The organism is Prevotella denticola (assembly GCF_900454835.1).
Lineage (GTDB): Bacteria > Bacteroidota > Bacteroidia > Bacteroidales > Bacteroidaceae > Prevotella > Prevotella denticola.
In genome coordinates this window covers 519,615-546,476 of sequence record NZ_UGTM01000002.1, presented here as the reverse complement: position 1 = coordinate 546,476, position 26,862 = coordinate 519,615, and the positions used below count along the sequence as shown (strand labels likewise).

Here is a 26,862-nt window from a genome sequence, read left to right as displayed (position 1 = left end):
GAATCAGTCCGCACGGTTCTTCAGCTGAGAGATATACCACTTGCGGTCGGTCTTCCCATTGAAAGTACGCCGGACGGCCGTGGTCTCTTCATAGAAGAACGGGACTTTATAAGGTTCAAGCCTGTCTTTCAGAAAGGCTATCAGCTTTTTCCTGTCATAGTCTGCCTGCGGGACAACCATCAGCTTCAGTACCATACCCATCACAGGATGCAGGGCAGGAATACAGATACAGTCCTGCACGCCTGCGAAGGCCATTGCCGTGTCTTCAACCTCCGACGGTGCCACCTTGTATCCGCCGACGTTTATCGTGTCGTCGTCCCTCCCCTGCAGGTGCAGTCTGCCCCGGCCGTCGACAGAACCCAGGTCGGCCGTCGTCACAGTCCCCTCCTGCAGGACACGTCCGGTAGCTTCCGCATCGTTCCAGTAGCCCGTCATCAGCGTCAGTCCCTTACAGGCAACCCGGCCGTCGGCCGTGATGAAGAATTCCGAGTGACGCATAGAGCGTCCCACGCAGCCCGCAAGGCATTCACCGTCGTTAAAGTCGTAGGTTGCGATGATTCCTGTCTCCGTCGAGGCATAGGTGTTGTAAAGCCGGCTTCCGGGCAGCAGCCTGCACAATTTCCGCATATCCGAAGCAGCCATCGGTGCCGCCCCCGTTTCTATGAAGTCAATCTTCGGCGCACACGCCCGCAGTTCCTTCTCCCACAAGGTGATCAGCATACGGATGGCGGCAGGCACAAGGAATGTAGCGACTTTCCCCTCCGCCCGTTCTATGGCGGCAAAGAACTTCCGGATATCCTTCATCCCATCGACGATCCGTATGGTTCCGCCGACATAAACCGTCGGATAAACCTTCGACAGACTGCCGATGTGATTCAGCGGCCCATTGATGACAAACGTCATGTCAGGGGCGAATCCCTGTGCCTGGACAAGGTTCTCGGCATCGGCCCATATCACCTGATGGCTTATCATCACGGCCTTCGCATTGCCTGTGGTGCCTGTGGTGAAGAGAATGTCAGCCACATCATGGGGTGCAGAGCCCCGTGCCAGCAGCCCTGAAAGCTCGTCCAGCTTCCGGGCAGACAGGTCCTTATGCAACGGGACTGCCACTGCCCCGGCAAGGTGAAGGGCAAAGTAGGTGATGAGGAAATCAGCCGTAGAGGCGGCCACGAGCGGCTGCAGGCGGCCTTTTACATCGCCCATTGCAGCCGTCTTCCTGTCTACGGCCTCTGCCAGCTGTGCATAGGTATAAGCCTCATCGCCGCATATCAGCGCCGTCTTGTCGGGATAACGGAGGGCATTCTCATGTAGTTTGTCTTCAATCCGCATCCTTATTGAGCTTTTTCTTTACCAGTTCCACAAGACTTCCGAGCGTCTTGAAATTCTTCGGTGTCACGTCCGAACGGTCCAGTTCTATGCCGTACATATCCGAAAGCGTCATCAGAATGGTCGTGATACCCAGCGAATCGAGTTCCTGGAACAGGAAGTCGGAATCGAAATCAACGATCGGCAGCACCTCTTCCAATCTCTTGCGAATGTCTTCTTTCATATTTCTTCTGATTGTTTGTTTCTGAATGAATGCGGGAGAATGTCCAGCCGGCAACGCCACCGGTTCTCCCGGATGCGGACGTCCGGAGCCCCGTTCCATGCCGACAGGCAGCTCCGCCGACTGCGACAGCTCTGCGCGGTGTCAGTCTGCGGACAGCATCAGCGTCCGCTCCGGCCTGTCAGGACAGAAGACAGTGCGGGAGGTCCGGCCGGCTGCCGGGGACATCCCGTGCCGCCTGTCCGCCATCACAGGGAAATGACCTTTACCCCTGCTTCCTCCGCCTCTCCGATGTCTGCCTTGTCAACGACCCGCAGGTTGTCGGCTATGCCCTTGGCACAGTAAGTCAGCAGGGCGCGCCTGTTCCCGTCCTCTTCCCACACCGTCACAAGCGTCGACGGGTGTACCAGAGCGTAGAGCAGGGAAAACTCGCCATGGTCCTTATTCAGTATCAACACGGCGGAATACTCCTCCGCAGTGTCCACCCACCGTGCGAAGCTGCCGTTGCGCCGGAGATTTCTGCCTACGGAACGACTGATTTCCACGCCCTTGTAACGATAGCGGTCCTCAACCAGAGGGGTGAAGTAAGCGGCCGTCTCCATCTTGCGGGCAAGCTTCTCATACTCTTGTTTATAGAAGCCATGCACACGTGAGGTAAGCTCCGGGTAGGCCGTATGGCCGTCCTGACGCACACGGCGGTACGCCTTCACCGTGATGGTGCCCGGGAAGACCTGAATGCTATTGCGCGGCAGCACCGCATTCAGTCCATGGATGATGAACGGCTGTATGTCAAGCTGGTAGCGTTCCGCCAGCAGGAATGCTCCCTTATGGAATCTGCAGATGGACGAACGTGCATTACGTTTCCCCTCCGGGAAGATGACCAGACTGTAACCCTGTGCGATGTACTTCCTCATCAGGCTGTCATTGATGGCATCTTTGTAGTCTAACGTTATGAAGCCGTTCCACTTATAGACCTGCCGGATGATCCGGTTGCGGCTCACCTTCCCATTCGACACAAGGACCGTCCTGGGACTCAACGCCATGAAGACGGCCGCATCGAGCATGGACTGGTGGTTGCAGATGACGACGGAAGCCGTGCCGAAGGTCTCCCGCGTTATTCCTTCAACGTGGAACCGGACATACGGGATATGCCGCAGGTCGAACAGGAACAGCCGTTGCTGGTACCGTCTGAGCCACGCACGGCGTTTCTCCGACCATGGCAGCAGTCCCAGGAGGAGAAAGCCCAGCACATAGACCGATGCCAGCTGGACGAAGAACGCCAGTGCGCACAGTCCCATCACCGAAAGCCTCCTGATGGAAACAGGGCGCGTCCTGTATTTTCCGCCGCTTCTGACAAGGAAATTGAATATCAGCGGAGGAAAGATATACGCCATCAGCACCACGGAGAACATCCCCGCTATGGTCACCTCGGCCAGCGAATGCAGTGCCGGATGGCGTGCCACGATCAGTGTCCCGATACCGATGAACATGATCAGTGCCGACAGGATGATCGAGTGCTTGTAAGACGACAGCATCTTCCGCCGGTAAGCATACTCGTACATGGCCCCCTCGGTCATGAAGATGGTATAGTCGTCGCCCTGCCCGAAGATGAACGTGGCAAGGATGATGTTGACGATATTGAACTGCATTCCGCACAGCGACATGATGCCCAGTATCCACAGCCAGCTCACGGCCATCGGCACGAAAGAGAGCAATGCCAGTTCGAGATTGCCGAAGGAAAGCCAGAGGAAGAAGAACACGATGAGTCCGCAGGCGATGCCGATATAGTTGAAATCGTCGGACAGATGACCGGCTATGGCGCTGTTCATGCTCACGATGTCGAAACAGAAGCAGTCCTCATCAGCCAGCCTGTCCTCGACGCGCTGCACATCTCCGTCCTTGACAGAAAGCACATTCACGATGCTGTACCGTTTCTCCGCCCTGTCGACACTGATGTTCCCGGCAAAGAGGGTCTTCGTCAGCGGTGCGAAATAAGCCGCCTGCTGCGGCCGGTAATGTCTGCCGAGCAGCGAATAATAGTCGTCGAAGCTGTCGGGGGCGAAGCCTTCTGCCTGCATGGCGGCACGGAGCGAGGCCGTCAGCAGCTCCTTATGCCGTTTCAGGAAGCCCTCCCACAGTGCCAGTCTGCGTCTCTGCTCGGCTTCGGACACGATGAACTGGCTGCAGGAACTGTACCCGTGTACCTCCTTGTCGCGCACCAGCCTTTCAAGTGAGGGCTGCAGCCGCCGGTTCTTCTCCAACGCCCCGTCCATCGTGGAGTCGCCCGCCACGGCGTACACCTTCTGGTAGCCGCCGCCGGCCGTCATAATCTTCTGGAAGTAAGCCATGTCGGCTTTCTGCTCACGGGTCATGTAATTGATGTCGGCCATATTGGCATCAAACTGCGTCTGGAAACTGAAACAGCCGAAGACGAGCGTCAGCAGCACGACAATGCCGACAAAGACGGGCTTCTTCTCCAGCGAGACATCACTCAGACGGTCGAGGAACGTATGCTTCACCTCCCTTGTCTCCTTCGTGATATGCGGCAGATAGACAAGTACGAAGACTATCGTACCCACCAGGAGGAAGGAGCTGAAGAGACCCAGGTCTCTCAATGCCGCCGACTGCAGAGGCACCAGGGCAAGAAAGGCACCGACGGTCGTGACGTTGCCCACCAGCAGCGGCATCATGATCTCGCGCAGGGCACGCTTCCTGTCAGGCGTATGTGAGAGGTGGGCGATGAAGTGCAGCGGATAATTGACGGCGATTCCCAGGATGACCGAGCTGATGCCGATGACGATAATAGACACACTGTCATGGAACAAGGCCAGTCCGCCCATGGCGAACAGCCATCCCCAGGCGATGGAAAGGATGATGAGCGAGATGTTGCGGACGCTGCGCAGGGTGAAGAGCAGCAATGCCATGATGAGCGTCACGGCAATCATCACCGAGAGGATACTGTCCGACTTGATCTGCGAAGCGTTCCCGACGGCTATCACCGGACCGCCGATGATATGCACGTCGACGCCCCCGTTCTGTGCCAGTGCCCGCTTCCCGCATCCCTGCAGCATAGCGATGAGGCGTGCATTGTTCTCCGTCTCGCTTGCGCCGTAGGGCGAGTCGAGCATCACGACGGCCCTCTTCATATCGGGAGAGAAGATGTGGCCGTCATAAAGCTCATACCGAAGGCCCGTGTCGGAACGCTGTAGTTTCTGCACGACAGGCGTGAAGAGGTTCAGTGGGTCGCGCTGTATGTTGTCCGAAAGGACATCGCCGGCAGGGAACATCAGCAGCTGCTTGTCCTGCTGCAGCTGCTTCCTGACGTAGCCGGGAACACGCAGGGCACTGTCCATGCGGGCATAGTCATGCTCGGTAAGGAAGTACGGAATGTTCCGGTAGACGAAGCCCGTCACCGCAGCCAGCTTCTCAAGATCCACCTGCGATGTGAGGTTCTGCACGATGTGCGCCGTATCAGTCCGCTCCACCTCGCCGGCAAAGGCATCCACGGCGGCCGCCAGGCCGTCGGCATCGGTCTTCGTCGTGTCACGGTACTGGAAAACGGCGAAGATTTTATTCGCACCCGATATGTCCTGATACACCTTCAGCGCATCATGATGGTTGCTGTCGACAGGCAGGAAGTCAGCTATATCCTCCTTATAGCCCAGCCGCAGCACCGCCGCCGTCAGCAGCAGCGTGACGGCCACGAACGACAGCACGCCCGCAAGACGGTGCCGCCGCAGATAATCATATAGTTCCAGTATTGCTTCCGTCATTCTCACTTGTTGTTTACCGGGTTCGAATAGATGCCCAGGAACAGGTCTTTCAGCGTGTCAATGTCGCAGGTGTCATACCGCTCCAGCATCTGCAGCCGCTGCATGAACGCAGCCTTCTCGGCCTCCGTGTAACAGTGCCGGTATTTCGTCGTCCCATACCGCAGGTCATAGGCGATGTAGTTGTTGGGGTAAAGGCGGTAAGCCGCATGGATGCGGCCGTCGACGAGACGTGCGACCCGCTTGTGGTACTCGTTGTTCGTCAGAGCCTCGAACTTCGCCAGCTCGGCATACGACAGCGGGTCGCACAGTTCGAAGTGTACCCTGCCCTTCTCCTGCACGATGCCTGTGAGAATGCTGTTGAGATCTTCTCCAGGCTTCTTCGTATATTTAGAGAACTGCGACTCATAGAGTTCGAGCGTCTTGAGCACGTCGCAAGGCTCCCACTCGTAGGACACGGCAACAGGGACGATGTGCAGGTCATCAATGGCACTGATCTTGTCTTCGGGACACGACATGCAGAACATCTTGATGATGCCCTGGTCGGTCATGTCGTTGCCGTCTTTCGTCCTGCCGTTGCGCTGGGCGATCCATACCGACTCCCCCTTCTCGGTAATGACATGGCGGATGTAGTCCGACAGATGGCGGGAACTGCGGTAGAAGTCCTTGATGTTGTTTCCCGGCCGCTCCACCTTGAACATCTTGTTGCTCTTGCCGATGTCTATCACCAGCTGGTTGATCATCAGGTTGGCCCCGAAGGTGATCTCCGTCGTCTCAAAGCCCCGGGAGACGAAGAAGTACTGCAGCAGACTGGAGTCCAGCATGATGTCACGGTGGTTGGAAACGAAGAGATAACGTGTCTCCCGGTCCAGTTTTTCAAGTCCCGAGCAGCTGAACTCCCTGATGCTGCGTTCTATGACACGCTGGTTGACCATCCGCATCGTCTCCGTCTGGAACTCACGCACGGTCCTGTAGCCCGCAATGCGCCTGCGCACCGCTTCCAAAGGCTCGTCCGGATAGACGTAGGAAGCAAGGAGCGGAAAGGACGAACTGCCGGCTATGCGCACCATTGCAGCCGGAATCTCCTCTGCATTGTACGGTCGGATGTCATCAAAACGGGTTTTCTCCATTGCTGTTTATGCTTTATCGTTCTTTAAAAAAATCATCTCTCACACGACAGACAGGCCTCGGGAACGGCCGTACCAGGCCTTGGGAACGGCGGTACCACATACTTGGGAACTTCAGTACCAGGCCTTGGGAACTGCCGTGCCGCTGTACCCGGCACTCCCTGCGCCGTGGCCTGCGGCCGCCCTAACGGCCCTCTTCCAGCCTGCGGAACCACGCCATGAATTCTTCTTTCCACTGCCGGCACTCGGCTGTACCCTTATGGTCAGACGCTCCGAAGCCGTGCCCGCCCGTCTGATACTGTATGTACCGGTGGGGCACCTGCTGCCGTGTGAGTGCCGAATCGAGCAGTTCGGAATTACGACAGTCCACGACCGGGTCGTCTTTGCAGTTGACCAGGAATACCGGCGGGCAGTCTGCCGGCACATGGCGTTCCAAGGAGAGCAGGTCGCGCAGCTGCCGGCTGCGCAATCGGCTGTCGCCCAGCAGCGCACGGCGTGAACGCCTGTGGACACAAGCCTCTGTCATCGTCACGACCGGATAGACCGGCACGACAAACCACGGCCGCTGCTCCCGGGGCAGCAGTTCGGCTGCCGACATCACCAGATGGCCGCCCGCCGAGAAGCCCATTGCCGCCACGCGCGAGGCGTCGACGCCCAGTTCTGCAGAGTGCGCCTTGACATACTGCATCGCCCGCAGTAGGTCGTTCAGTGCGTCAGGATAGCGGTTGCCCCGGAAGACGTACCGGTAAGGCGTGAGGAAAGCCCCCACGCCGGCCGTCCGGTAGCGCAGGACGAAAGCCGAGATGCCGTTGCGCTGCAGCCACTCGCCCACGTCCTTGCCTTCGCCGCCCATGTCGTGCCACAGATAACTGCCCCCCGGGCAGACGATGACGGCGGCATTGTCTTTCCCCTCTGCCAGATAGGATGTCATGACGACCGTCTTTCCCACCGTCGTCCCCTGCCATATATTTATGCACCGGGGCCTGCCGGTCTGTGCAGACACGCACAGCGGCAGCAGCAACGGCCACAGCAAAAGAAAAAAGTTCTTCCTGTTCATTTCGTCATCTCATTGATTCTGTCCAGAATATAGTTGCGCCCGAGAATCGACTCGACGGTGTTGACAGCCGTCAGAGGCACCCCGCAGAAGCCCGGGAGATTGTTGCACTGCCCGGTGAGCCGCAGGTTGTCGACCTTCGTCACCACCGGGAGCTGCGAGAGGGGCAGGTTCTTGTAATCCTTGCTGAAACCACACATCGTGCCTTCCTTGGCACCGTAGTAGTCGCGAATGGTGAGCGGCGAGGCCGTATTGATCTTGTCCACGCAGGCATGGAAGCCGGGATGGATCTCTTCTATACGCTGCAGAAGCTGCCCGGCCTTCTCCCGCTTCCACGCTTCATAGCCGCTTCCGCGGCGGCCGGCAGTCGTCTGCTCCCATCTTGCCACATCGGCATAGCGCATCGGCACCGTCACGAGTGCCTTGTCGGCATAGCGTCCCTGGTTCTCTTCAGGCGGCGTCATGAAAAGGAAGCCCAGAGGCCACGTGTCATGCGGCTCGTCGAAATGCCACACCTCGTCGTACCGTGTCATGTAATACTCCGAATGATTGATGTAAGGGAACGTGTCGGGTTTCAGTTTCACATATACCGAGAAGACAGAATAGCCGTTCGGTATCTCGTCAAGCCGGCGGCGGTAAGCCTTCGGAAAAGCTTTCTCATCCATCAGCGTCAGCAGGCTGCAGGGATGGATGGCCGAGATGTAGCAGTCGGCCCGGTACTCCCGTCCCCCGGCCGACCGCACATAGTCGACGTGGCGGTTGCTCACCTCTACCCACTCTGCACCCTCGCCGCATCTGACCTCGCCTCCCGCACGCTCGATGACGGAAACAAGCAGACGGGCAAAGCGGTCGCTGCCGCCGACAAACCTGCTGGCACCCTGCATGTACAAGGAGCTGACGATGGCATGGACGTAAGCAGGCGTCTCGTCCACTCTGCCTCCATAGAGCGGATTCATGTAGGCTACCACATTGCGGAGCCTGGGATTCCGGATGTACCGGGCGATGAACGCATCGGCAGCAAGACTGAATTCGGAGGAATGGACCGGGAAGGAGTCTGCGGAAGGGCGCAGATGGAAGAGGTCGACCTCGTCCGTAAGGCGGAACATGGCATCGACGTATGCCTCAAGCCCGGCACGCTCTTCGGGGAAATGCCTGGCCAGCGAACGGACAAATCCCTCCCGGCCCCTCCCGATACGGTAGGTAGTCCGGTCTTCGGCAAAGTAAAGGCTGTCGGTACAGTCGTCGTCGACATCACGCAACTGCACCCTGTCTGCAATGCCCAGATACTGGCAGATGCGATAGATGTTGCCGCCCGGGTGCATTCCGCCGATGATGTGCATGCCCGTATCGAACTTCATTCCGAAGCGACGGAAGTTCTGGAGGCCGCCGCCGGCCGTGCTGTTCTTCTCCAGCACGGTGACCTTGAAGCCTTCATGGGACAAGAGAGCGCCGGTGAAAAGTCCACCTAAGCCACCGCCGATAATCACTGCCGTCTTCATTCGCCTGCCTTCTTTATCTGTTCGTAAATTGTCTTTGCCGTCAGCAGCTCACTGCAGGTGACGACTGTCCCGACCAGGACACCGAGCATTCCATGGGAGTTGATATTCTGCCCGGTGAGATACAGGTTCGGAATCCTCGTGCGCTGCGGCACCCTGCCGGCGCTTCCCAGTCCTATGTCCCTGGCATTGCCGTACATGGAGCCTCCCTCCGTCCCTGTGTAGTCAAGATAGGTAAGCGGAGTGGATGTATAATAGTTCTGTATGCCGGAGCGTATGCCGGGGAAGTGATCTTCGAGCACATCGAGAAGGCGTTCGGCCTTCCTGCGCTTGAAATCCTCATAGGCCTGCCCGCGGCGGCCGGGAGCTGTTCCCTTCCACTGCTCTACATCGGACATCTGCATATAAGAGAGGATGACACCTGTCGAGGCATAGGGCGTATCAGTCTCCGGACAGAAGTGCATGTAAAGGAATCCCTTGGGCCAGCTCTGTTCCGTATACCGTTCACAGTCCCACGGCGTATCGCCCTGATAGCCATAGTAGTTGTAATTGAGGTAAGGCACCGTGTTCTCCTTGAAGTGGAGATAAACGGAGAAACCGCCCACGGTCTGCGGGATGTGGTTGATGCGCCTGCGGAAAGCAGGACGGATCAGCCTCGTGTCCAGCAGCTCCAAGGTACGCATGGGATGTGCGTCAGAGATGACGATGTCGCAGGGCAGCCTTTCCCCGCCGTCCACCTCCACGCCGACGGCGTGCGTGTCATCGCAGACGATGCGTGTCACCTTCTGCCGTGTCAGGACCTCGCCGCCATAACGGTTGATGGTGTCCACCAGGGCCGTGGCGATACTGTCACTGCCGCCCCTGACACGGAAGGCACTCTGGTTGTAGAAGTCCATGATGAAAGCATGGGTGGAGAAAGGCGTCTTGTCTTTCTCTGCCGCATAGAGCGGAAGGTTGCCTACGAGGACCTTCGCAAGCACAGGGTCGGTAATCACTTCGTCAATGACGGCATTGATGGAACGCAGCTGATATTCCGTGTTCAACGGAGCATCAGAGTCGGCATACCTGAGGGAATGGAGCGACGAGGCATTGGCGATATCCTCGACAAGGTCGTAATACCTCACGAGATTGTCGTGCTGGGAAGGGAAATACGCCGACATCTGCCCGATGAAGGCTTCTCTGCCGTTGGCAAAGGCATACCGCCTGCCGCCCAGGGACACGACATCATAGCCCCGGGGGTCGAGCTGCGAGAGCCTCACCGTCCTGTCAATCTCCAGGTACCGCATGAGCCTGTCCAGCGTCTGCCCATGTGCAGCACTGCCGATGAAGTGCATGCCTGTCTCGAACTTTGCGCCACGCCGGGTGAAACATTGCAGGCAGCCCCCTGCCTGCCCGCCCTGTTCCAGGACGGTGACGGCATAGCCGTTCTTCGCCAGGACGACTCCCGAGGACAGTCCGCCCAGTCCGCTTCCGATAATGATAACCTTCTTCTGCCGTGTCATTGTTCCATTCTGTCTGCTATCTCTTCATACTTTTCCTTATAACGCCTGCGCATGGCGGATGCCTGCTGCTTCAGGTCGCCCATGGCGGAGAGCTCTTCCTGCGTAAGCGGCCTGTCCACCTCGACAAAGAACCTGCCCTTGTGCAGATGGTGACTGGTCTTGGGCAGAATCTTCCCCGGTCCGTAGAGAATCATCGGGAGAATCTCCAGTCCGAATTCACGTGCCATATAGAACGCTCCCTGGTGGAACCTTCCGATGCGGCAGTCCCCGGAGCGGGTGCCTTCGGGATAGACCGCTATGCTGTAACCACGCTCTATGAGCGAACGCAGATGGGGCATGATTTCTTCGAGTCCCTCCTTGACCGGCAGATACTCGGCATTGCGGATCAGCAGGCCATAGAACGGATTGTCCCATACCCAGGCGTTGGTGAGGAAGACGATCTTCGGCGTAAAGACCAGCTGGCACATCAGGTCGAGATGCGACTGGTGGTTGCAGATGATGATGCGGGGCTTGTCGAAGTCGATTCCTTCTGCCACCTCGAACCGGTACTTGGTACCGGGGATGCCGTGACGGAGCATCACAAAGCGTGAGGCATGATAGATAAGCTGATGCAGACGGAGACGTTTCTTCTCGGTCATCTTGCCGCACCTGGTGTAAATCCACACGAAAGGCGTGAAGACGGCCAGTGTGAAAAAGAGGAAGAAGAGCAGGGAATAAGCCGTGCGGAAGAACGTCGTGAACGCACGCCACAGCCGCAGGGGAAGTCCGTAGACCACGGCCAGAAAGCAGAGGACAGTGTTCAGGACACTGATGCGTGCGAAGTCCATCCCCGGCCGGAAATGGCTCACACGCTCGTCACGCGGAGGGTAATAGACCTGTACGGGTATCGGGACAATCCCGATGCCATGCCAGGATGCGAAGACGAGCAGCTCAAGCTCAGCCTCATAGCGTGAGGTGAGCAGTGACAGTCCGTGCAGTCTGTGCAGCGGATAGAGCCGGTAACCGGTCTGTGTGTCGGACAATGCCCTGCCCGTCTGCACATAGAACCAGAAATTGGAGAACCTGTTGGCAAAGGAACTGCCCTTGGAGCGGTCGACGCCTTCCAGCTGACGGCTGCCGATAATCAGTGCATGGGGATGCTGCAGATTGGCCTGCAGGAAGAGAGGAATGTCTTCCGGGTAGTGCTGTCCGTCACCGTCAAGGGTTATCGCATAGGAGAAGCCTTGCTTCAGGGCCGTCCGGAAGCCTGTCTTCAGCGCATGGCCCTTGCCTCTGTTCCGCACATACGCCACCACCGTGATGTTCTCAATCGCATGGAGGATGCCGAGGGTATTGTCCGTACAGCCGTCAGCAACGACGATGACATCGTCGCAGTAGCGGAGCACTCCCTCCACCACTGCCTTTATCGTCCCGCCGTTATTATAAGTAGGAATGACGACACAGATGCGTCTGCTTCTCAATCGCTTCTTCAGCTCCTCGTTCATCATACGGCTTTCATCACTAAGGAAATCTTTGCCATCGCCTTGCCGCCGGCAGAAAGTACCGCCATCTGCGCTTCAACGGCCGTTCCGTCATCAGACAGGACCAGCTTCTTCACCTGATACGTGAGGTGCAGGCTTTCCTCCGGTGATATGACGGAGAGGAACTTCACGTTCTTCACCTTGCTGATATCCAGCCTGCATGGTGCGGAACGCTGTCCGGAAAGCAGGTCTTCGACGAGTTCCTTGCCCATCTGAACAATACATACGCCCGGAGTGACGGGCCGGCCGGGGAAATGGGCAGCATAGATAACACAAGAGGGAATCAGTTCGATGGCGTAATTCGCCACCGGACCGGCTCCCTCTTTACGGATTATTTTATACAGATTATTCTTCAGTTCCATCGCTTTCTCCTTCCGCCGCATCGGGTTCTACTTCATCCTTCATCAGTGAGAAACTGTAACTGACGTGATACTTCTCATCCTTGTACACGGAGATGCCGTGCAGCATATTCTCCATGACACGCTGCAGATCGCTCTTCAGGACACGGCGGACATACCACTTGTCGAGCATCGGAATCACCTCTATCAGATCTACCTTCCCGGTCCGGGGATGGTAGGTGAACTCAAGTGCCGTGATGCCGAACTCATTGAACAGGACACCATGATACACATCCGGATCGCGCACGATGACAGAGATGCCGCTGAGGTAACCCTTCGGCAGCTCAATAACAGCGGCATACTTCGCCTTGCTGCCGATGCTGTCGGACAAAGGCGGCTGCGAAACCACGACACTGTCCTGCGCACTCACCGCCACCGGAAAGAGCGAAAGCAGGAAAATGCTAATTAACGGAAAAAACCTTCGCATTGACAGGACTGTTTACTTTCACGTTCTTCATCTCGATTACCGTACGGTCGCCCCGTTTCTCGACAAGCTCGACCTTGGCGACCATTGCGTGCTGACGGCTGAAATGGAGGACAATCTTCTGGAACATCTGCTGCATCTGCTTCTGCTGCGGATAGAGCACGGCGACATACTCGGCCGCTGATGACGATAGCGCCACCTTGAAGTCGCGCCGGTCATTGAGGGCTTTCCCCACGACACTGTTCATCATGATACGCGCTATCTCCTTGAAGAACTTGCTCTGATTGACATTGATGACATCATTGCGGCTGCCCTTGCTGATAAGGACACGCGGTCCGTTCAGTACAAAAGCATAGGAATAAGGCGAGGTGTACTCCCACCGCAGCTTGTCGCGCTGCTGGTAATACATCCTGCCGTGCGACACCATCCTGTCGTTGAGCATACGGAGATACTTCGTCTGCACAAAGTCACACTGCATGGTCCTCATGCCCGCAGCAGCAGCCTCTATCTGCTGTCTTATCCTTGCCTCGCCGGCCGACTGTGCAGAGACACTCGCTGTGGCGATACAGAACGCCATCAATACTAACAATAACCTTTTCATCATACATCTATTTTTCTTACTTGGCAATCAGGCAGCAGCCCAGGACTATGAGCCCCGCTCCCACCCATTTCATCACGGAGACGGACTCATGGAAGAAGAGTATCGCTGCCAGAAGACCCAACACATAACTCAGACTGATCATCGGATAAGCCACACTCAGGGGATAATGCCTGACGATATACATCCAGAGAACAGAGCTTGAGCCGAAGAGCAGACCGCTACAGGCAAACTGCCAGTTGAGCAGGAGACTGTACCAGAACGCACGGGTCCAGCCGAAAGGCTGCATCTTCTGGAGTGCGAACTTCAGGAAGACCTGCCCACCTGCCAGAAGAGAACTCTGGATAACCGACAGAAACACTACTCTCCACATGACAACACCATCGCTATTGAATGGACAGGAGGAAGTTCCTCCGCTCCTTCACGCTTCAACAATGAATTGAAGAGAGGGGTGCTCTCGTCATGGCAGCCTACGAGGACGGTCCGTGCCTTTCCGTCTCTCAGGAGCATTTCCGCATCACGCACGGCCCGCGCCAGGGATTCCTTCCCCTGCGTATAGGTGACGTTGTACCCATGGCAGCGGGTCCTGATGGCGATGTTGCTGCTTATCGTGTTATGCGTACTCTGCATGAAGTAAGTCGGTTTCAACATCGTCTCTCCCTCTTGCCTTATCTGTTCCAGCAGCCGCTCACTGTATTCCAGGCTGCCATACATGGTACCGGTGATGATGGCGTCGGGCTGTCCGATGCCTGCCTGTGCCAAGGCCTCCAAGGAGGAGAGCAGAGAGCTCTTCATGAGTTTCCCCATGCGGCGTGCATCCAGAGGCCTGACGTATCTGCGGATACCGGACAGCTCATCCTCCGAGGTGATTTCAATGTGCGACAGGACCTTGACTCCCTTCTCTGCATCCCCCCCTGCCTCCGGAACACCGGCAGCTGTAGGATGGACGGAAAACAACAGAGCGGAATCATTGCCGCCAAAACCGAAGGAGTTGCAAAGCACGTGTTCCAACGTGATGTCCGCAACACCCGGCGACGGAGTAATCCCCCCCTCCATCTGATGCTCCCAGCCCAGGCTGGCCGGTACAAAACGGTTCTGCATCGCCAGGATGCAGATGACGGCTTCTATACCGCCCGACGCACTTGTTGTATGCCCCGTGAACGCTTTTGTACTGGACACCAACGGCATCTTGTCTCCAAAGAGACGATGCAGGGAGACGCTCTCACTCTGGTCATTATTGGGCGTACCGGTACCGTGGGCATTGACATATTGAACATCCGCAGGACTGACCTGTGCTGTCTCGAGGGCTTCCTTCATGGCAAGGTAGGCTCCTTCGCCATTCTCTGACGATGCCGTCTGATGGAAGGCATCGCAGGCATTGCCATATCCTGTGAGGTAAGCATGAGGGGTGACGCCGCGTCTGGCAGCCCCTTCTTCAGGTTCCAGTACCAAGAAGGCAGCCCCTTCGCCTAAGTTGAGCCCTGCCCGTGTGGCATCAAACGGACGGCAGCGGTCGTGATCAAGAATCATCAGAGCGTTGAAGCCGTTGAGATGAAAACGCGACAGAGCCTCCGTGCCGCCGGCTACGACAAGGTCGGCACGATGGTCTTTCAGCAACCGGGCACCCAGCATAATGGCATTGGCAGCTGAAGAACAAGCCGTCGAGAGGGTCGTCACCTCTGTGAAGATACCGAAATAACCGGCCATGGAGTCCGTACAGCTGCCACAGTCATGATGCTGAAGGAAATCCGTACTGCCCGCTTCTTCAAGATGCTCGAAGCACAGCTCGGTGATGTCCATGCCGCCGACGGTCGTCCCGGAGACGAGGGCTATGCGCAAGGGCTCTCCTTTCTTTTTCCGTTGCAGGACGGCATCAACCGTGATTCCAGCATCCGCCAATGCCTGACGGATGGCGATGATGCCCATCAGGGCAGTCCGGCTCATCAGCTTCGACACAGGGATACCCGCCATCTCCTTCAGCTGGCTGTTCGTCAGATCCACCTCACCCACAGGCAATTCATGGTGGGCAGACTGAAGATGTTTCATCTCTCCAATGCCACTCCGCCTCTTCACCAACGACCGCAACGTCTCTTGTTTGTCCAAGCCGATGGCAGAGATGATGCCTTCCCCGGTAACTGCAATATTCATCTTGTCTGTCTGTCCGTTCACACCTGTTCCCAGGACGTGTGATTATTTCTTTCTGTTCTTGCTGACATAATCGGCGATGGCGGCCACATTCGTGAAGATCTTCTTCCCTTCGGCAGGATCGGCCAGCTTGATACCGTACTTCTTTTCCAGAAGGACAATCAGCTCCAAGGCATCGATGGAGTCCAGCCCCAGGCCTTCGCCGAAGAGAGGTTCATTTTCATCAATGTCGTCAGCCGTCATTTCCTCGAGGTTCAATGCCTCTATGATTTCATCCTTCAGTTCTCTTATTAACTCGTCCATTGCAGTATCTATTTTATTATGATATGATTTTTCTGTTCTTTTTCCCTTTGTTATACCTTGTTAATGTATACCGTATACAGGTCGGCCTCGAAATGTCCGCAATCCTCATAATCAATCCATCCCGCCAGCAGACTTGTCGTCTGCCTGTCCATGAAGGCGGTCCGCATCAGCGTTTCCATCTGCTGTTCGTCCTTTTCCGGAAGGATGTAGAAGGAGGTCTCTCCATGATATCCGTTGCGGATGGCAATCTCACCTGCTACGATGTTCGGTAATGTATATACGAAGACGGACGGGCTCGGGAAATAATTGTCCTTGTCGGCTATCGACGACAAGTAACGCTTATCAGAAGCGACAGAGGAGGAGCGGTTGAAAAGCACGACCGCCCTGCTCCGGTCGAGTCCGCCGGGAAGTGTTCCTCCTGTCTGCTCCGCCCGCAGCAACAGCTCTGATGCGATGAATCCCAACCGGCACAGGCCATCCATCTTGTAATACTTCGGATAATCACCTCCCATCTGTTTATATACAGCTGTAAGCAGACTGTTCCCCTCCTGTCCGGCATTAACAGGAAAGGCTTCGCCGTCAACCCATGCGCCGTCAGGAGTGATGTGTACAGAATGCAGCTTCCTGAGTTCCGGAACCGTATGGGCGGCCGCCTCTCCTCTTTCATCGGGACTGTTACTGCGGACCGCTGCGGATCTTGCATAAAGTGTCGCATTACAGCCGCCGAAGCCGGAGAGCATCTTCAGAAAGGAATGCCTGTCCGTCGGACGATGTTCCTGGGTCATCAGCACTTTACCTGACACCCCGGCCTCCCGGTATCCCCGGGTGCCTAAAACGGTATGGTCATCAACGGACTTCATCCCGAGAATCGTTTCAAAAATACCTGCGGCACCCAGTGTATGTCCGATATAGCCTTTCAATGCGTTGACAGGCAGGTCGGAAAGACCGGCCTTCCGGAGGGCGACAGCCTCCATCTGGTCGTTAAAAAGCGTGGCCGTTCCATGGGCATTGACAAAGGCGATGTCCTCCTTGCCGACTTCTTCCAATGTCTGCTGCAATGCGGCGGTCAGCCCGTCGGCCGTCTTCGACGGCGTACTGATATGAAAGGCATCATTCCTTATGTACCCGTGTCCTATCTGCCATATCCGTTCGTCTGCCCTGCCGCTGCTCCGCCAGCCGGGAGAAAGACGACTGCCCAGTACCACCGTTGCAGCTGCTGCACCTAAATTCATTCCCTGACGTTCTATATCGAAAGGACGGCAAGCCTCAGCCGACATGGCGTTCAGCGATTGGAATCCTGAGATGATGAAACGTCCGGGACAGTCGGCGCCGCATACGACGGCATGGTCATAAACCCCCGACTGCAGCAATCTGCAGGCCAAGATCATCGCGGCCGAACCGGAAATGCACGCATTGCATACTGCAACAGGAGGGGTCCTGAAGCCCAGCCGGACGGAGATCCGCTGTGCCGTCCTGCCCAGATACAGGTCTTCATCCGCAGTCTTCCCTAATTGCTCTATTGCACCTTTGGTAGAACTCAGGATGAACACCGAGCGCTGATCCGACACGTCAATCCCCGCCGCATCAATGGCCTTGCCTGCAGAACGGCAGACCAGCTCTTCAAAGTCATCCGGCAACAGGGAGGCCGTAAAGCCATCAGGGATGCCATCGGTCATCGGGGCATAGGCACGCAGGCCCGACCTACCGGCCTTTATCGCCCGATAATTGTCCTCTGACGTATCGCCCAGAGGGGAAATGATGTTGTCAGCTAATACATAAACCATCTTTTCTGCAGATCTCCCCCGCCACTCATTCCTTCGTCTTCACCTGTCCCCAACGTTCCTTCCACTGCTGGTAGAAGGGGGGATTGTCCCATACCAGCTGATAGTCAAGGTCCATGAACACCTGTACGGAATGGCCCGTCGCCATCAGGCTGTCATCCGCCGTATCATGTATCTCATAATCGAAGACAATCTTGGCTGCCTCCGTAGGACGGTAGAGGATGTCGATGCGTGGCCTCATGCCATACCTGACAGGCTTCTTATAGTGGAACGAGAGGTCGACCAGAGGAGCGAAATAGCCGTGGTCGAAGAAGCCCGTGTACTCCAGTCCATATTTCTTCCCGAAGGCTTCCCGCGCATCTTCAAAGTAAAGAGGATAGGAACCATGCCATACGACATTCATGGAATCAACCTCACTGAAGCGGACGGCAAACTCTTTGGATGCTCTTAATTCTTCCATTTCAATACCGGATTTCGTCATTTTCTAAGCGTCTTCCTGTTCTTTGACGGCAATCTTCATCTCGGATGTGACCAGCACTTTCCCGCCGCAGGTGACGACCGCCTCTGCCAGCGTCATGCCGAACACTTCTTCCTTCACCTCCACACGTGTGGTAATGGTGTCTCCGACACAGGGCAGCTCCATGACTTCAAAGTTGCGTACAGCACCGATGAAGCCCAGCTGGACGGCCTTTTTCAGGATGTATCTGTTGACATACCCGATGCGGGCTGCACAGGTCTGTGCAATGTTCTCCATCAGGCCGGAAGCGGAGAAGCATCTCCCGTCTACGAAAATGTTACCTTCCCGCACCACGGTCTCGGTAACCGTCAGCTTCCTGTCGAAGTGTACGAGAGTGCCGATCATGACAAAAGGCTCCTGCTGCGGCAGCAGTTCGTGTACGTCTATCGAACGGAGCGCATCTTCGGAAGGGTTCTCCACATCAAAATTCACCATCTTGCCAACCATCGACTGATCATGACCAGAAGTCATGGAAGTTAAACCATTGCAAAGGATACTGGCGCACTCTGCGTTCAAGTTCCTTCACGTAACTGTCTGCCAGCTGCTGCATCTGCTGTCTGCGGGGGGCACGTCTGTCGTAGGAGAGGCGTGCCACATACACCTTGTAGCCTCGGGCCGATGTCTTCATGACGTTGACGGCAAGGACATCCAGGCCTTTCATCGCCGCCACGGAAAACGGACCTGCCGGGAAACGGGCATCAGCACCCAGGAAACGTGCCGTCACCGTCTTGGCAGAGCCGATGATGCGGTCGGCAGGCATACTAACGATCTCACTGTCATCAAGTGCCTTGTTCACCAGAAAGAGGTGGCTCATGTCGTCCTTGACAGGTATCATACGGATGTTATGGTGCCCAAGGACCTTCTGTCGCCCGGCCATTACCGTGGCTTTCTCTCCCCCGAAGACCAAAGCATTGAACCGCTTTGTCTTTGATGTGAGGGAATAGCCAGCCACCTCGTAGCAGCCGATATGAGAACTGAAGACCAGGAAACCTCCCGGTTCCGCCTCCAGCCGGCGGAAATACTCCTCCCCCTCCGTCTCCAGCCTGAAGTGCTTGCCTGCAAAGACGGCAAACCGGTCGACCACGACCCAGCTGAACACACAATGGTTCAGGTAAACGCTCCATGCCGCACGCAACTTTCCGTATCCCAGCCGGTGACGGTAGAAGGCGTAGGCGGATGTCCGGCTGTGATTGGTATTCAGCAGCAGGCAGACCGGTATCACGAAGAGGGAGGTGACCAGATAGACCATCCGCACATCCAGCCAGCGCAGCGACTGTATCAACGCCCGGTGCATCCAGCCACTGCCGTACGTCGTGTTAGCCAACCTTGCTTTCGATATAATCGCAGAACTGTGACAAAGTAACCACTCCCTGCATCTCCTCCGGCTTGATCTTAAAGCCGAAGTTCTTCTCGACAATGACGACGATGTCCACAAAGTCCAGACTGTCAATGCCGAGGTCGTCCTTCAGCTTTGCCTCCGGCGCGATGTTCTCTTCGTCAATCTCCAGATCCTCAATGAGGAAGTTTCTTACTTTTTCTTCAATTTCTTTTCTTTCCATTTTTATGTTATTCGACTGATGTTTTATTTCCGTTTCACTTCCAGGATGGTGTGTCCCTGTCCTATTCCGTCGTGGATGCCAACCACATCAAGACCGGCACGGCCGATCAGTCTGATCATGTCGTCCGAGTGATACATCTTGCTGTTTCCGTTTGCCATGACCGTGAAATAGACGCTCGTCATCGTCAGACACAGGGAGGCCGGCTCATACTTCTGCCGGTCCCAGAAGGTCTCCATTATATACAAGGTGGTATCAGCGGTCATCACCCCGGCTGTGCGAGAGAGGATACTGCAGATTTCGTCTTCCGAGAAGCAGTCCAGGAACTGGCTCATCCAGATGGCATCCCACTCGCCCTCCGGCAACCGGTTACGCTCGTCAAGGATGTCCGTCGGGAATCCGCCGATGCGTTCCGCCCCTTTCTCGCCGGCAATGTTCTTCTTCATCATCCCGATCTGGCCCGGCAGGTCGACAATCGTGACGTTGACCTCCGGGTCATAGTCCACACAGCGCAAGGCAAAACGGCCTGTATTGCCGCCTACATCCATCAGCTGTACGGGATGTCTGCCGAAGACTATCTCCAAGGCCTTGTCAAAGGAATGGTCGCTGTAGAAATGGTCAAAGCCGAACCAGCTGTCCTGCACCTGCCTGTCAAGCTGCGACAGCCCCTCATAGATGGTAGGCCAGTCGCCAAGCGTCTTCAATCCGGCCGGCTTGCCTTCCTTGAGTGCCTCGTCAAGATAGAACATACCCCGATAGTTGACATCATGGTTGAAATCAATGTTCACCCGTGTGGCCGGGTCGTTGAGCAGGAACCACCCGGTCTTGGAAACCGTATAACGGTCGGTCGTTCTGTCCACCAGCACCGTTCCGGCACTCAGCGAAGCCTCGAGCAGGACCTTCAATGCGTATTCCGAAAGCCGCGTCTGCTCCTTTAGTTCATCCAGCGTCAGCCCTTCCTGGCTGTCACGCAGCGCATCCAGGATGCCCCACTTCACCATCAGGCGCGACACCTGGAAGATCACAGGACCCCATGCTATATACTCGGCAAGGCGTTGCGCCTCACGGGCTGACAGCTGCTCCTGCGTATATCTGTCACTTTCTGATTGAAATAGATTCATGCGTGCTGATTACTTCGCCTTTTTTATTTCGGCTCTCAGTGTCTCTCCGAGTTTCTTTCCCGTATGCCGGGCACCGTCCTTTATCAGGTTGAGTTTGGTCCCCCACGTTCCGCCTTTCGCACATACGCCGGAGAGCCGGGCCAGAACAGACCTGCCGGCATCCAGCAAAGTCACATCGCAGTCATAGTTGCCCTTTTCACTGATGGCGTTGACAGTCACCTTCAGCGTATACGCCGCTTTTGGGAAACTGCCTAAGATAACCAGACCTTCAAGGGGGATGTTAGCCCTGGTGATGAAGAAGTCCACTATCTGCGGCTTGTCTTCCTTCCAGTCTTTCTCATATTCGCTGAAATCCGCTTCGGACATTCCATGAACAGAAACGAACTCCATTTCCGTGTTTACCAGTTTCACACCGTTCAACACGGCAAAAGAACCTTGCTCCAGCTTCTGCGCCATCGTCGAGAGCGAGCATATCAGTGTGAACAGCAACAATACAAGTTTCTTCATCTCAATTCTGCTTTAATCATACCGGCCATGACAGGTCCAGGAAACAGATCCTGTCCTTATCTGGCCTTCTTAATCAGCTTCACCACCTGCTCGGCCAGTTCACGGTATGTTTCGACACGGCGCTTCTCATTGCCGTAACCTGCTCCTGCGACACCGTCAACGTCAATCACGGCAAAAGGACGCTTCACGTTCTTCTCGTAGAAGTCCATCAGCGCATTCATGTGCGCATCGCCTGCGCCGAAACCGATGAGGACAGAGGCGCCGGTGCTGCCATAATGGAAATCTTTCACATGAACGACGATCGTGTAGTCGGCTTCACTCTTCTTGTCCGTAACGGTCACGCTCTTCGTCTTGTCATTGAAACGCTCCATGAAGTTCGCCTCCGCACGTTCAAGCTCCGCCTTGTAGTCACGTTCCCACTCTGCACCTTTCTCTTTCAGAAAAGACTTCACATCCTTCCCTTCCAGCGTGGCGTGGCTGTAATCCCACACGACGTAGACCTTTTCCTTCGAGGTTTTCAGCTTTGCAAGCGATCCGCTCTTCAATGTTACATCGGCCTTGGCAAAAAGACTCATGACACAGCATACTACAAAAGACAGCAATAATACGATTCGTTTCATAACAGGTAAAATATAAGTAAATAATCAAATGTACTCAGATTCCATCCAACAGGTTTGAACGGTCCCGTCCCGGCTACTCCCGGAACTTCCTGATGACCAGGGCGGAGTTGGTACCGCCGAAGCCGAAAGAATTGCTCAGCACGGTGTCGACCTCCGTGTCAACGGTTGCCGTGGCAAGGTTCAGTTTCTCAGAATACTCGTCAGGATGCTCAAAGTTGATGTTGGGCGCAACGAAGCCGTGCTGCATCATCAGCGTGCTGTACACCGCTTCCGACGCCCCCGCCATCCAGCACTCATGGCCTGTCATGCCCTTGGTAGAGGAGATCAGGGCATGCTTCCCCTCAAACATACGGTTCAGGGCGATCGCCTCATACATATCTCCCTGATGCGTACTCGTGGCATGGGCATTGATATAGTCGATGTCGTCAGCCTTCATCCCTGCCGCATCCAGCGCACGGCTCATGGCGATCACGCACCCCTCATCGGAAGGCTGGCTGATGCCGCCGCCATTGCTCGAGAAGCCGTAACCTACCACCTCGGCAAGGATGTTCGCCCCGCGGGCCTTTGCATGACCGTAGTCCTCCAGGACCAGTGAGGCAGCACCGCCGCTCGGTATGAGACCGTCACGGTCTCTGTCGAACGGACGACTCGCCTTCGCCGGTTCATCCATGCGGACAGAGAAAGCACCGAGCGCATCGAACGAGGCCATCGAATAGTAATTCGTTTCCTGGGCACCACCGCAAAGCACCATGTCCTGCAGTCCCTGCCGGATCATCATAAAGGCCAGACCGATGGAATGGCTGCCGCTGGCACAGGCCGAACTGACGGTGAAGTTTACTCCGCGCAGATGGAAGATGGTGCTGAGGTTCATGTTCACCGTAGAGTTCATCGACTGGAAGATGAGCCCATAGCCCAGCATGGCCGAATCGTGCTTCTCGTCCATGATCTTTGAAGCCTCGATGACCGGCTGGGCAGAGGAGTCGTTGCCGAAGATACAGCCCACCTCGTTCTCACGGAGATAGTCATCGGTGACGCCTGCCTGTGCGAAAGCCTGCAGACTCGACATATAGGCATAACGCGCCTCTTCTGACATTCCGGCACGTGTGTGGCGGTCGAGCATCTTCTTTGTGATGACAGGCTCTTCAACGATACCCGTCAGAGCCGAACGATAGCCATAGGCAAGGCGTTCCTTCTGAAGGCCAATGCCCGACTTTCCCTCGTATAACGACTCCTTTACAGTGTCAAGGTCAGTACCGAGACACGACCATATTCCCATTCCGGTAATAACTGCTCTTCTTTCCATTGTATTAAAAGACCTCCTCCGGAAGGAGGACTCCCCTGACAGGACAGAGGATTGCTTCTATTGTTTTTTTATATTTACTATTGCTGAAAGTCCACGAGTGGACAAGTAGACATGCCGAGTGGTCAAGTAGGCAAGCCATGTGGACAAGTAGACGAGACCGGGAAGGCCGTTGCCCTGCCAGCCTCTACGTATAGAGTCCGCCGTTCACACTGATGACCTCTCCCGTGACATACGCTGCGGCATCGGAAGCAAGGAACGCCACTACGGCCGCCACCTCCTCCGGTCTGCCGAAACGGCCCGCCGGAATGAGTCTTTTCAGCTCGTCCTCAGGCAGATCCCTGGTCATATCGGTCTGTATGAACCCCGGAGCGACGGCATTGACCGTGATGTTGCGCGGTGCCACCTCCTGTGCCAGTGCTTTCGTCGCACCGATCAGTGCGGCCTTCGCCGCACTGTAGTTGACCTGTCCGGGCATCCCCTTCAGCCCCGACAGTGACGCCATATTGATGATTCTGCCACCACGCTTCCGTGGCATCATGTGCTTCAGCAGCCTGCGGGTGATGTAGAAAAAACCGTTCATATTCGTGTCGAGAACGCTATGCCAGTCGTCTTCCGACATCATAAACATAACATTGTCCCGGCGGATGCCGGCATTGTTCACCAGAACGGAGATGAATTCACCGGGATGGGCAGCCTCCCAGGCATCGACCGAAGCCTCTATCGCCCCGGGGTCGGCAACATCAAAAGGCAGAAGCTCGGCATGGCCGCCATGGGCTTCTATCTGCCGTTTCACTTCCTGCGCGCATTCTGAATTGGAACGGTAATTGATGATTATCGAATACTGTTCCGCCAGAAGCAAGGCAACAGCACGGCCGATTCCGCGTGACGCACCGGTTATCAAAGCATATTTCATGTTTTACGAGCCTTTAGTTTTATCATTCCAGCTTATGGGGTGAACGATATCTTGAAAATATCCCGGGCAAAGGTATAAACTTTTTTTTGATTATTATTATATTTTTGATGATTATTGTATCTGTCAGTCCTTTCAGGCTGGTCGTGAAAACCGCCCCATGCAGGAGGGTTTCCTTTCAGACAGGCAGATTCCGCTTTCCCCCTGAAAGAACATAGCGGCGTGTACGGGCGAAGGGAATGCAGTTCCTGCCGCATAAAAGCCAAAAGACAAAAGGAACCGGAGAGGGGGACTGCACACTTTCGTCACGGGACACTTCTTGCCTTTCCGCATAATTTTCGTACCTTTGCCGCATGAAAACAGGAATCATCGTTGCGATGGACAAGGAGTTCGCGCAACTCAAGGCCCTCCTCACCGATGCCGCGACAGAGCACTCCGGACACCGGGACTTCGTCACGGGCAGACTGGGGGAAAAGGAAATCATCCTGCAGAAATGCGGGATCGGAAAGGTGAACGCCGCCGTCGGCACCGTGGAGATGATCAGCCGCTACCACCCCGACCTCATCGTCTCAAGCGGCTGTGCCGGCGGAGCTGACACGTCACTGGAGGTGACGGACGTGGTGGTGGCGGCGGCGTGTGCCTACCACGATGCCTACTGCGGCGACGAGGTGGACTACGGACAGATCATCGGCATGCCGGCACGCTTCAAGGCACCGGCGGAACTTGTCAGCAAGGCACTGTCGCTGAACACGCACCCGGAATGCAAGAGACTGCACATCCGGAGCGGGCTGACCGTCAGCGGAGAGTGGTTTGTCAACTCACGCGAGAAAATGCGGCAGATACTCGACAGATTCCCCGATGCAACGGCCGTCGACATGGAGAGCTGCGCCATCGCACAGGTCTGCCATATCTACCGGACACCGTTCGTCTCCTTCCGGGTCATCAGCGACATACCGCTCAAGGACAGCAAGGCAAGCCAGTACTACGACTTCTGGGAACGCATCGCCAACGGCAGCTTTGAAGTGACGAAACATTTTATCGATGTAATATAAAATCGATGTAATATAAATAGGAGTCAAGCCAGATGCGCTGTCTGCTGCAGGCAGGCGGACTCATGGGAAGGCTGCAAGGGCGACAGATTGGCACGGAAGATTATCCGGACCTGCGCCCCACTCCACCAAAATATAAAAGAATTACAATGAACAAAATTCCATCATTCACCATCGACCACGAACGGCTGCTGCGTGGCATCTATGTAAGCCGCAAGGACGAGGTGGGCAGCGAGACCGTCACCACATTCGACATCCGCATGAAAGAACCCAACCGCGAACCGGTGCTACACGTAGGAGCCATCCACACCATCGAGCACCTGGCCGCCACCTACCTCCGCAACGACCCAGAATGGAAGGACCGCATTGTCTACTGGGGACCGATGGGCTGCCTGACAGGCAACTACCTCATCCTCCGCGGCAATTTCGAGTCGAAGGACATCGTCGGTCTGATGCGCCGCACCTTCCGCTTCGTCGCCGACTTCGACGGCGAGATTCCCGGTGCAGCTCCGCGCGACTGCGGCAACTATCTGCTCCACGACCTGCCCATGGCAAAATGGGAGGCACGCAAATTCCTCACGGAGGTGCTGGACAACATCTCCGGAGAGAATCTGCATTATCCGGAAAAGTAAGACGATCTCAACCCAAGGAAGCCTCCCCCCGGGACTGTGCCAAAAGTTTATATGGTAGCTAACTTTTAGGTAAAGATTGTAGAAATATTTTCGTCGTGCCTCGGGACTCTGTCAAAAGTTTATATGGTAGCTGACCTGTAGGGACACCCCCACCGTCTGTACCTAACTTTATGGACCAGTAGATAATTAATAGATGAGCAATGACGGGCAGGAAAAACGATCCTGTAGATAATCGATGGGGATTATCATTTACGCACACTGATTCTTTGCTGTCAGTGTGTCGAGGGTAAACACGAATGGTGTTGAGGGTGTACACCCATGGTGTCAAGGCTCAGTACGGATTACGTTAAGCATTATGAAAATCGGATAGAAGTCAGTTTCATATTTCCTGTAAATCTGCATCAGCGTTGTTGTCAGCGCATCTATAGAAGCATTAATGGAGAGTGCTTCTGCCGTTCTGCCAATCATTCTGCAGGTTTTGTTACTCCACTTGGATTTATACACAAAAATTTTAGTGGATCCAAGATTCGCCTTTTCGCCACCGAGATACATTCGGAGCATTACAGGTGATTTTCCTTCTTTGTTCTCATAGTTGGAACGTAGGTAGTAGGATACCTTGAAAGTCGTTTTCATAACGCATCATTTAGTGTAGCTTTTAGGCTACAAAGTTCGACATAAGTTCTTGAAAACGAAAGTTTTGCATGCCGTCAATTTAATAGTCATTTTCCATTCATTGCTACATTTTTTTGAGAGCCTGCTTTTGTGTAGCAGTTTCTGTAGCAGAAAATGACCGAATGATGACTATCAAAAGGTATGGTTTGGCAGTCAAACGGATATGGATAAAAAACAAAAAATCGCTGTAAAACCTTGATTTTACAGCGATTCTCCTTGTTTTGAAGGCTAAAATGACGTGTTGTTTGACATCCTTTTGAAACCTATTTGTGGACCAGCCTGGGCTTGAACCAGGGACCTCCAGATTATGA

At 55.4% G+C, this 26,862-nt stretch carries 26 protein-coding genes and 2 pseudogenes; 2 read left to right on the top strand and 26 right to left on the bottom strand.

Annotated elements, in window-relative coordinates:
- Nucleotides 1-3 precede the first annotated feature (3 nt).
- The 25 genes and pseudogenes from DYH27_RS10315 to fabG all read right to left on the bottom strand — a co-directional run bounded on the left by DYH27_RS10315 (nt 4) and on the right by fabG (nt 24,201).
- Nucleotides 4-1,329: a class I adenylate-forming enzyme family protein gene (locus tag DYH27_RS10315; protein ID WP_025067241.1), complete on the bottom strand. Its 1,326-nt coding sequence runs from the start codon at nt 1,327-1,329 to the stop codon at nt 4-6.
- Nucleotides 1,319-1,549, bottom strand: a complete 231-nt coding sequence (locus DYH27_RS10310; protein WP_013671902.1) for an acyl carrier protein — start codon at nt 1,547-1,549, stop codon at nt 1,319-1,321. The genes DYH27_RS10315 and DYH27_RS10310 overlap by 11 nt, the downstream gene beginning before the upstream one ends.
- Before the next feature lie 245 nt (nt 1,550-1,794).
- Complete coding sequence (locus tag DYH27_RS13775; RefSeq protein ID WP_394366014.1) at nt 1,795-2,844, bottom strand: lysophospholipid acyltransferase family protein; 1,050 nt, start codon at nt 2,842-2,844, stop codon at nt 1,795-1,797.
- Nucleotides 2,845-4,116: 1,272 nt separating this feature from the next.
- Nucleotides 4,117-4,833, bottom strand: a pseudogene (locus DYH27_RS13770) (MMPL family transporter); the annotation flags it as partial.
- 488 nt (nt 4,834-5,321) lie between these two features.
- Nucleotides 5,322-6,446 (bottom strand): 1-acyl-sn-glycerol-3-phosphate acyltransferase, encoded by a 1,125-nt coding sequence (locus DYH27_RS10295; protein ID WP_013671900.1) that lies wholly within the window; start codon nt 6,444-6,446, stop codon nt 5,322-5,324.
- Nucleotides 6,447-6,627: 181 nt separating this feature from the next.
- Nucleotides 6,628-7,500 carry an alpha/beta hydrolase gene (locus DYH27_RS10290; protein WP_025067238.1) on the bottom strand — a complete coding sequence of 291 codons (873 nt, stop codon included), beginning with the start codon at nt 7,498-7,500 and terminating at the stop codon, nt 6,628-6,630.
- The gene (locus tag DYH27_RS10285; RefSeq protein ID WP_029216554.1) at nt 7,497-8,996 is read right to left on the bottom strand and encodes a phytoene desaturase family protein; all 1,500 of its coding nucleotides are present in this window, start codon (nt 8,994-8,996) and stop codon (nt 7,497-7,499) included. The genes DYH27_RS10290 and DYH27_RS10285 overlap by 4 nt, the downstream gene beginning before the upstream one ends.
- A complete protein-coding gene (locus DYH27_RS10280; RefSeq protein WP_029216555.1) occupies nt 8,993-10,495 on the bottom strand; it encodes a phytoene desaturase family protein in 1,503 nt (500 codons plus the stop codon). Before DYH27_RS10280 ends, DYH27_RS10285 begins: the two co-directional genes overlap by 4 nt.
- Complete coding sequence (locus DYH27_RS10275) at nt 10,492-11,982, bottom strand: glycosyltransferase (RefSeq protein ID WP_025067237.1); 1,491 nt, start codon at nt 11,980-11,982, stop codon at nt 10,492-10,494. The genes DYH27_RS10280 and DYH27_RS10275 overlap by 4 nt, the downstream gene beginning before the upstream one ends.
- Entirely contained in the window at nt 11,979-12,377 is a 399-nt protein-coding gene (locus DYH27_RS10270; RefSeq protein WP_025067236.1) for a hotdog family protein, read from the bottom strand. Before DYH27_RS10270 ends, DYH27_RS10275 begins: the two co-directional genes overlap by 4 nt.
- The gene (locus DYH27_RS10265) at nt 12,361-12,840 is read right to left on the bottom strand and encodes a hypothetical protein (RefSeq protein ID WP_029216556.1); all 480 of its coding nucleotides are present in this window, start codon (nt 12,838-12,840) and stop codon (nt 12,361-12,363) included. Before DYH27_RS10265 ends, DYH27_RS10270 begins: the two co-directional genes overlap by 17 nt.
- The gene (locus tag DYH27_RS10260) at nt 12,815-13,438 is read right to left on the bottom strand and encodes a LolA family protein (RefSeq protein ID WP_025067235.1); all 624 of its coding nucleotides are present in this window, start codon (nt 13,436-13,438) and stop codon (nt 12,815-12,817) included. The genes DYH27_RS10265 and DYH27_RS10260 overlap by 26 nt, the downstream gene beginning before the upstream one ends.
- A 16-nt stretch (nt 13,439-13,454) precedes the next feature.
- The gene (locus tag DYH27_RS10255) at nt 13,455-13,808 is read right to left on the bottom strand and encodes an EamA family transporter (RefSeq protein WP_013671892.1); all 354 of its coding nucleotides are present in this window, start codon (nt 13,806-13,808) and stop codon (nt 13,455-13,457) included.
- Nucleotides 13,796-15,583, bottom strand: coding sequence for a beta-ketoacyl-[acyl-carrier-protein] synthase family protein (locus tag DYH27_RS10250; protein WP_025067234.1), 1,788 nt, complete (start codon nt 15,581-15,583; stop codon nt 13,796-13,798). Before DYH27_RS10250 ends, DYH27_RS10255 begins: the two co-directional genes overlap by 13 nt.
- A 42-nt stretch (nt 15,584-15,625) precedes the next feature.
- Nucleotides 15,626-15,895, bottom strand: a complete 270-nt coding sequence (locus tag DYH27_RS10245; RefSeq protein WP_262497993.1) for a phosphopantetheine-binding protein — start codon at nt 15,893-15,895, stop codon at nt 15,626-15,628.
- A 38-nt stretch (nt 15,896-15,933) separates the two neighbouring features.
- Nucleotides 15,934-17,667, bottom strand: a complete 1,734-nt coding sequence (locus tag DYH27_RS10240) for a beta-ketoacyl synthase N-terminal-like domain-containing protein (RefSeq protein ID WP_029216557.1) — start codon at nt 17,665-17,667, stop codon at nt 15,934-15,936.
- 25 nt (nt 17,668-17,692) lie between these two features.
- Nucleotides 17,693-18,124: an acyl-CoA thioesterase gene (locus tag DYH27_RS10235; RefSeq protein WP_013671889.1), complete on the bottom strand. Its 432-nt coding sequence runs from the start codon at nt 18,122-18,124 to the stop codon at nt 17,693-17,695.
- A gap of 24 nt (nt 18,125-18,148) precedes the next feature.
- Nucleotides 18,149-18,628 (bottom strand): pseudouridylate synthase, encoded by a 480-nt coding sequence (locus DYH27_RS10230; protein WP_029754997.1) that lies wholly within the window; start codon nt 18,626-18,628, stop codon nt 18,149-18,151.
- 7 nt (nt 18,629-18,635) lie between these two features.
- Complete coding sequence (locus DYH27_RS10225; RefSeq protein ID WP_025067232.1) at nt 18,636-19,475, bottom strand: LpxL/LpxP family acyltransferase; 840 nt, start codon at nt 19,473-19,475, stop codon at nt 18,636-18,638.
- Nucleotides 19,476-19,497: 22 nt separating this feature from the next.
- Nucleotides 19,498-19,740 (bottom strand): acyl carrier protein, encoded by a 243-nt coding sequence (locus tag DYH27_RS10220; protein WP_004353718.1) that lies wholly within the window; start codon nt 19,738-19,740, stop codon nt 19,498-19,500.
- A 23-nt stretch (nt 19,741-19,763) separates the two neighbouring features.
- Nucleotides 19,764-20,858, bottom strand: coding sequence for a methyltransferase (locus tag DYH27_RS10215; protein WP_025067231.1), 1,095 nt, complete (start codon nt 20,856-20,858; stop codon nt 19,764-19,766).
- A 9-nt stretch (nt 20,859-20,867) separates the two neighbouring features.
- Nucleotides 20,868-21,365, bottom strand: a complete 498-nt coding sequence (locus DYH27_RS10210; RefSeq protein WP_025067230.1) for a hypothetical protein — start codon at nt 21,363-21,365, stop codon at nt 20,868-20,870.
- Between the two features lie 56 nt (nt 21,366-21,421).
- On the bottom strand, nt 21,422-21,985 hold the full coding sequence (locus DYH27_RS10205; protein ID WP_025067229.1) for a DUF4410 domain-containing protein: 564 nt from the start codon (nt 21,983-21,985) through the stop codon (nt 21,422-21,424).
- A gap of 73 nt (nt 21,986-22,058) precedes the next feature.
- Nucleotides 22,059-23,288, bottom strand: a complete 1,230-nt coding sequence (locus tag DYH27_RS10200; protein WP_029216558.1) for a beta-ketoacyl-[acyl-carrier-protein] synthase family protein — start codon at nt 23,286-23,288, stop codon at nt 22,059-22,061.
- A gap of 184 nt (nt 23,289-23,472) precedes the next feature.
- The gene (gene fabG / locus DYH27_RS10195; protein WP_029216559.1) at nt 23,473-24,201 is read right to left on the bottom strand and encodes a 3-oxoacyl-ACP reductase FabG; all 729 of its coding nucleotides are present in this window, start codon (nt 24,199-24,201) and stop codon (nt 23,473-23,475) included.
- A 350-nt stretch (nt 24,202-24,551) separates the two neighbouring features.
- On the opposite strand from fabG, the gene DYH27_RS10190 reads away from it, so the two are divergent.
- Entirely contained in the window at nt 24,552-25,250 is a 699-nt protein-coding gene (locus DYH27_RS10190; RefSeq protein WP_004353742.1) for a 5'-methylthioadenosine/adenosylhomocysteine nucleosidase, read from the top strand.
- 146 nt (nt 25,251-25,396) lie between these two features.
- Nucleotides 25,397-25,879, top strand: a complete 483-nt coding sequence (locus DYH27_RS10185) for an S-ribosylhomocysteine lyase (RefSeq protein ID WP_025067228.1) — start codon at nt 25,397-25,399, stop codon at nt 25,877-25,879.
- A gap of 372 nt (nt 25,880-26,251) precedes the next feature.
- Here the strand turns inward: DYH27_RS10185 and DYH27_RS10180 are convergent.
- A pseudogene (locus tag DYH27_RS10180) lies at nt 26,252-26,512 on the bottom strand (Arm DNA-binding domain-containing protein); the annotation flags it as partial.
- Nucleotides 26,513-26,862 lie beyond the last annotated feature (350 nt).

Coding starts and splice junctions, on each gene's coding strand:
- DYH27_RS10265 (WP_029216556.1), bottom strand. CDS start 12,840: ATGCGAAGGTTTTTTCCGTTAATTAGCATTTTCCTGCTTTCGCTCTTT.
- DYH27_RS10285 (WP_029216554.1), bottom strand. CDS start 8,996: ATGAAGACGGCAGTGATTATCGGCGGTGGCTTAGGTGGACTTTTCACC.
- DYH27_RS10290 (WP_025067238.1), bottom strand. CDS start 7,500: ATGAACAGGAAGAACTTTTTTCTTTTGCTGTGGCCGTTGCTGCTGCCG.
- DYH27_RS13775 (WP_394366014.1), bottom strand. CDS start 2,844: ATGGGACTGTGCGCACTGGCGTTCTTCGTCCAGCTGGCATCGGTCTAT.
- DYH27_RS10295 (WP_013671900.1), bottom strand. CDS start 6,446: ATGGAGAAAACCCGTTTTGATGACATCCGACCGTACAATGCAGAGGAG.
- DYH27_RS10210 (WP_025067230.1), bottom strand. CDS start 21,365: ATGAAGAAACTTGTATTGTTGCTGTTCACACTGATATGCTCGCTCTCG.
- DYH27_RS10275 (WP_025067237.1), bottom strand. CDS start 11,982: ATGATGAACGAGGAGCTGAAGAAGCGATTGAGAAGCAGACGCATCTGT.
- DYH27_RS10215 (WP_025067231.1), bottom strand. CDS start 20,858: ATGAATCTATTTCAATCAGAAAGTGACAGATATACGCAGGAGCAGCTG.
- DYH27_RS10250 (WP_025067234.1), bottom strand. CDS start 15,583: ATGAATATTGCAGTTACCGGGGAAGGCATCATCTCTGCCATCGGCTTG.
- DYH27_RS10205 (WP_025067229.1), bottom strand. CDS start 21,985: ATGAAACGAATCGTATTATTGCTGTCTTTTGTAGTATGCTGTGTCATG.
- DYH27_RS10260 (WP_025067235.1), bottom strand. CDS start 13,438: ATGAAAAGGTTATTGTTAGTATTGATGGCGTTCTGTATCGCCACAGCG.
- DYH27_RS10255 (WP_013671892.1), bottom strand. CDS start 13,808: ATGTGGAGAGTAGTGTTTCTGTCGGTTATCCAGAGTTCTCTTCTGGCA.
- DYH27_RS10315 (WP_025067241.1), bottom strand. CDS start 1,329: ATGCGGATTGAAGACAAACTACATGAGAATGCCCTCCGTTATCCCGAC.
- DYH27_RS10225 (WP_025067232.1), bottom strand. CDS start 19,475: ATGCACCGGGCGTTGATACAGTCGCTGCGCTGGCTGGATGTGCGGATG.
- DYH27_RS10185 (WP_025067228.1), top strand. CDS start 25,397: ATGAACAAAATTCCATCATTCACCATCGACCACGAACGGCTGCTGCGT.
- DYH27_RS10280 (WP_029216555.1), bottom strand. CDS start 10,495: ATGACACGGCAGAAGAAGGTTATCATTATCGGAAGCGGACTGGGCGGA.
- DYH27_RS10230 (WP_029754997.1), bottom strand. CDS start 18,628: ATGGTTGGCAAGATGGTGAATTTTGATGTGGAGAACCCTTCCGAAGAT.
- DYH27_RS10310 (WP_013671902.1), bottom strand. CDS start 1,549: ATGAAAGAAGACATTCGCAAGAGATTGGAAGAGGTGCTGCCGATCGTT.
- DYH27_RS10200 (WP_029216558.1), bottom strand. CDS start 23,288: ATGGAAAGAAGAGCAGTTATTACCGGAATGGGAATATGGTCGTGTCTC.
- DYH27_RS10240 (WP_029216557.1), bottom strand. CDS start 17,667: ATGGTTTATGTATTAGCTGACAACATCATTTCCCCTCTGGGCGATACG.
- DYH27_RS10235 (WP_013671889.1), bottom strand. CDS start 18,124: ATGGAAGAATTAAGAGCATCCAAAGAGTTTGCCGTCCGCTTCAGTGAG.
- DYH27_RS10270 (WP_025067236.1), bottom strand. CDS start 12,377: ATGGAACTGAAGAATAATCTGTATAAAATAATCCGTAAAGAGGGAGCC.
- fabG (WP_029216559.1), bottom strand. CDS start 24,201: ATGAAATATGCTTTGATAACCGGTGCGTCACGCGGAATCGGCCGTGCT.
- DYH27_RS10190 (WP_004353742.1), top strand. CDS start 24,552: ATGAAAACAGGAATCATCGTTGCGATGGACAAGGAGTTCGCGCAACTC.
- DYH27_RS10220 (WP_004353718.1), bottom strand. CDS start 19,740: ATGGAAAGAAAAGAAATTGAAGAAAAAGTAAGAAACTTCCTCATTGAG.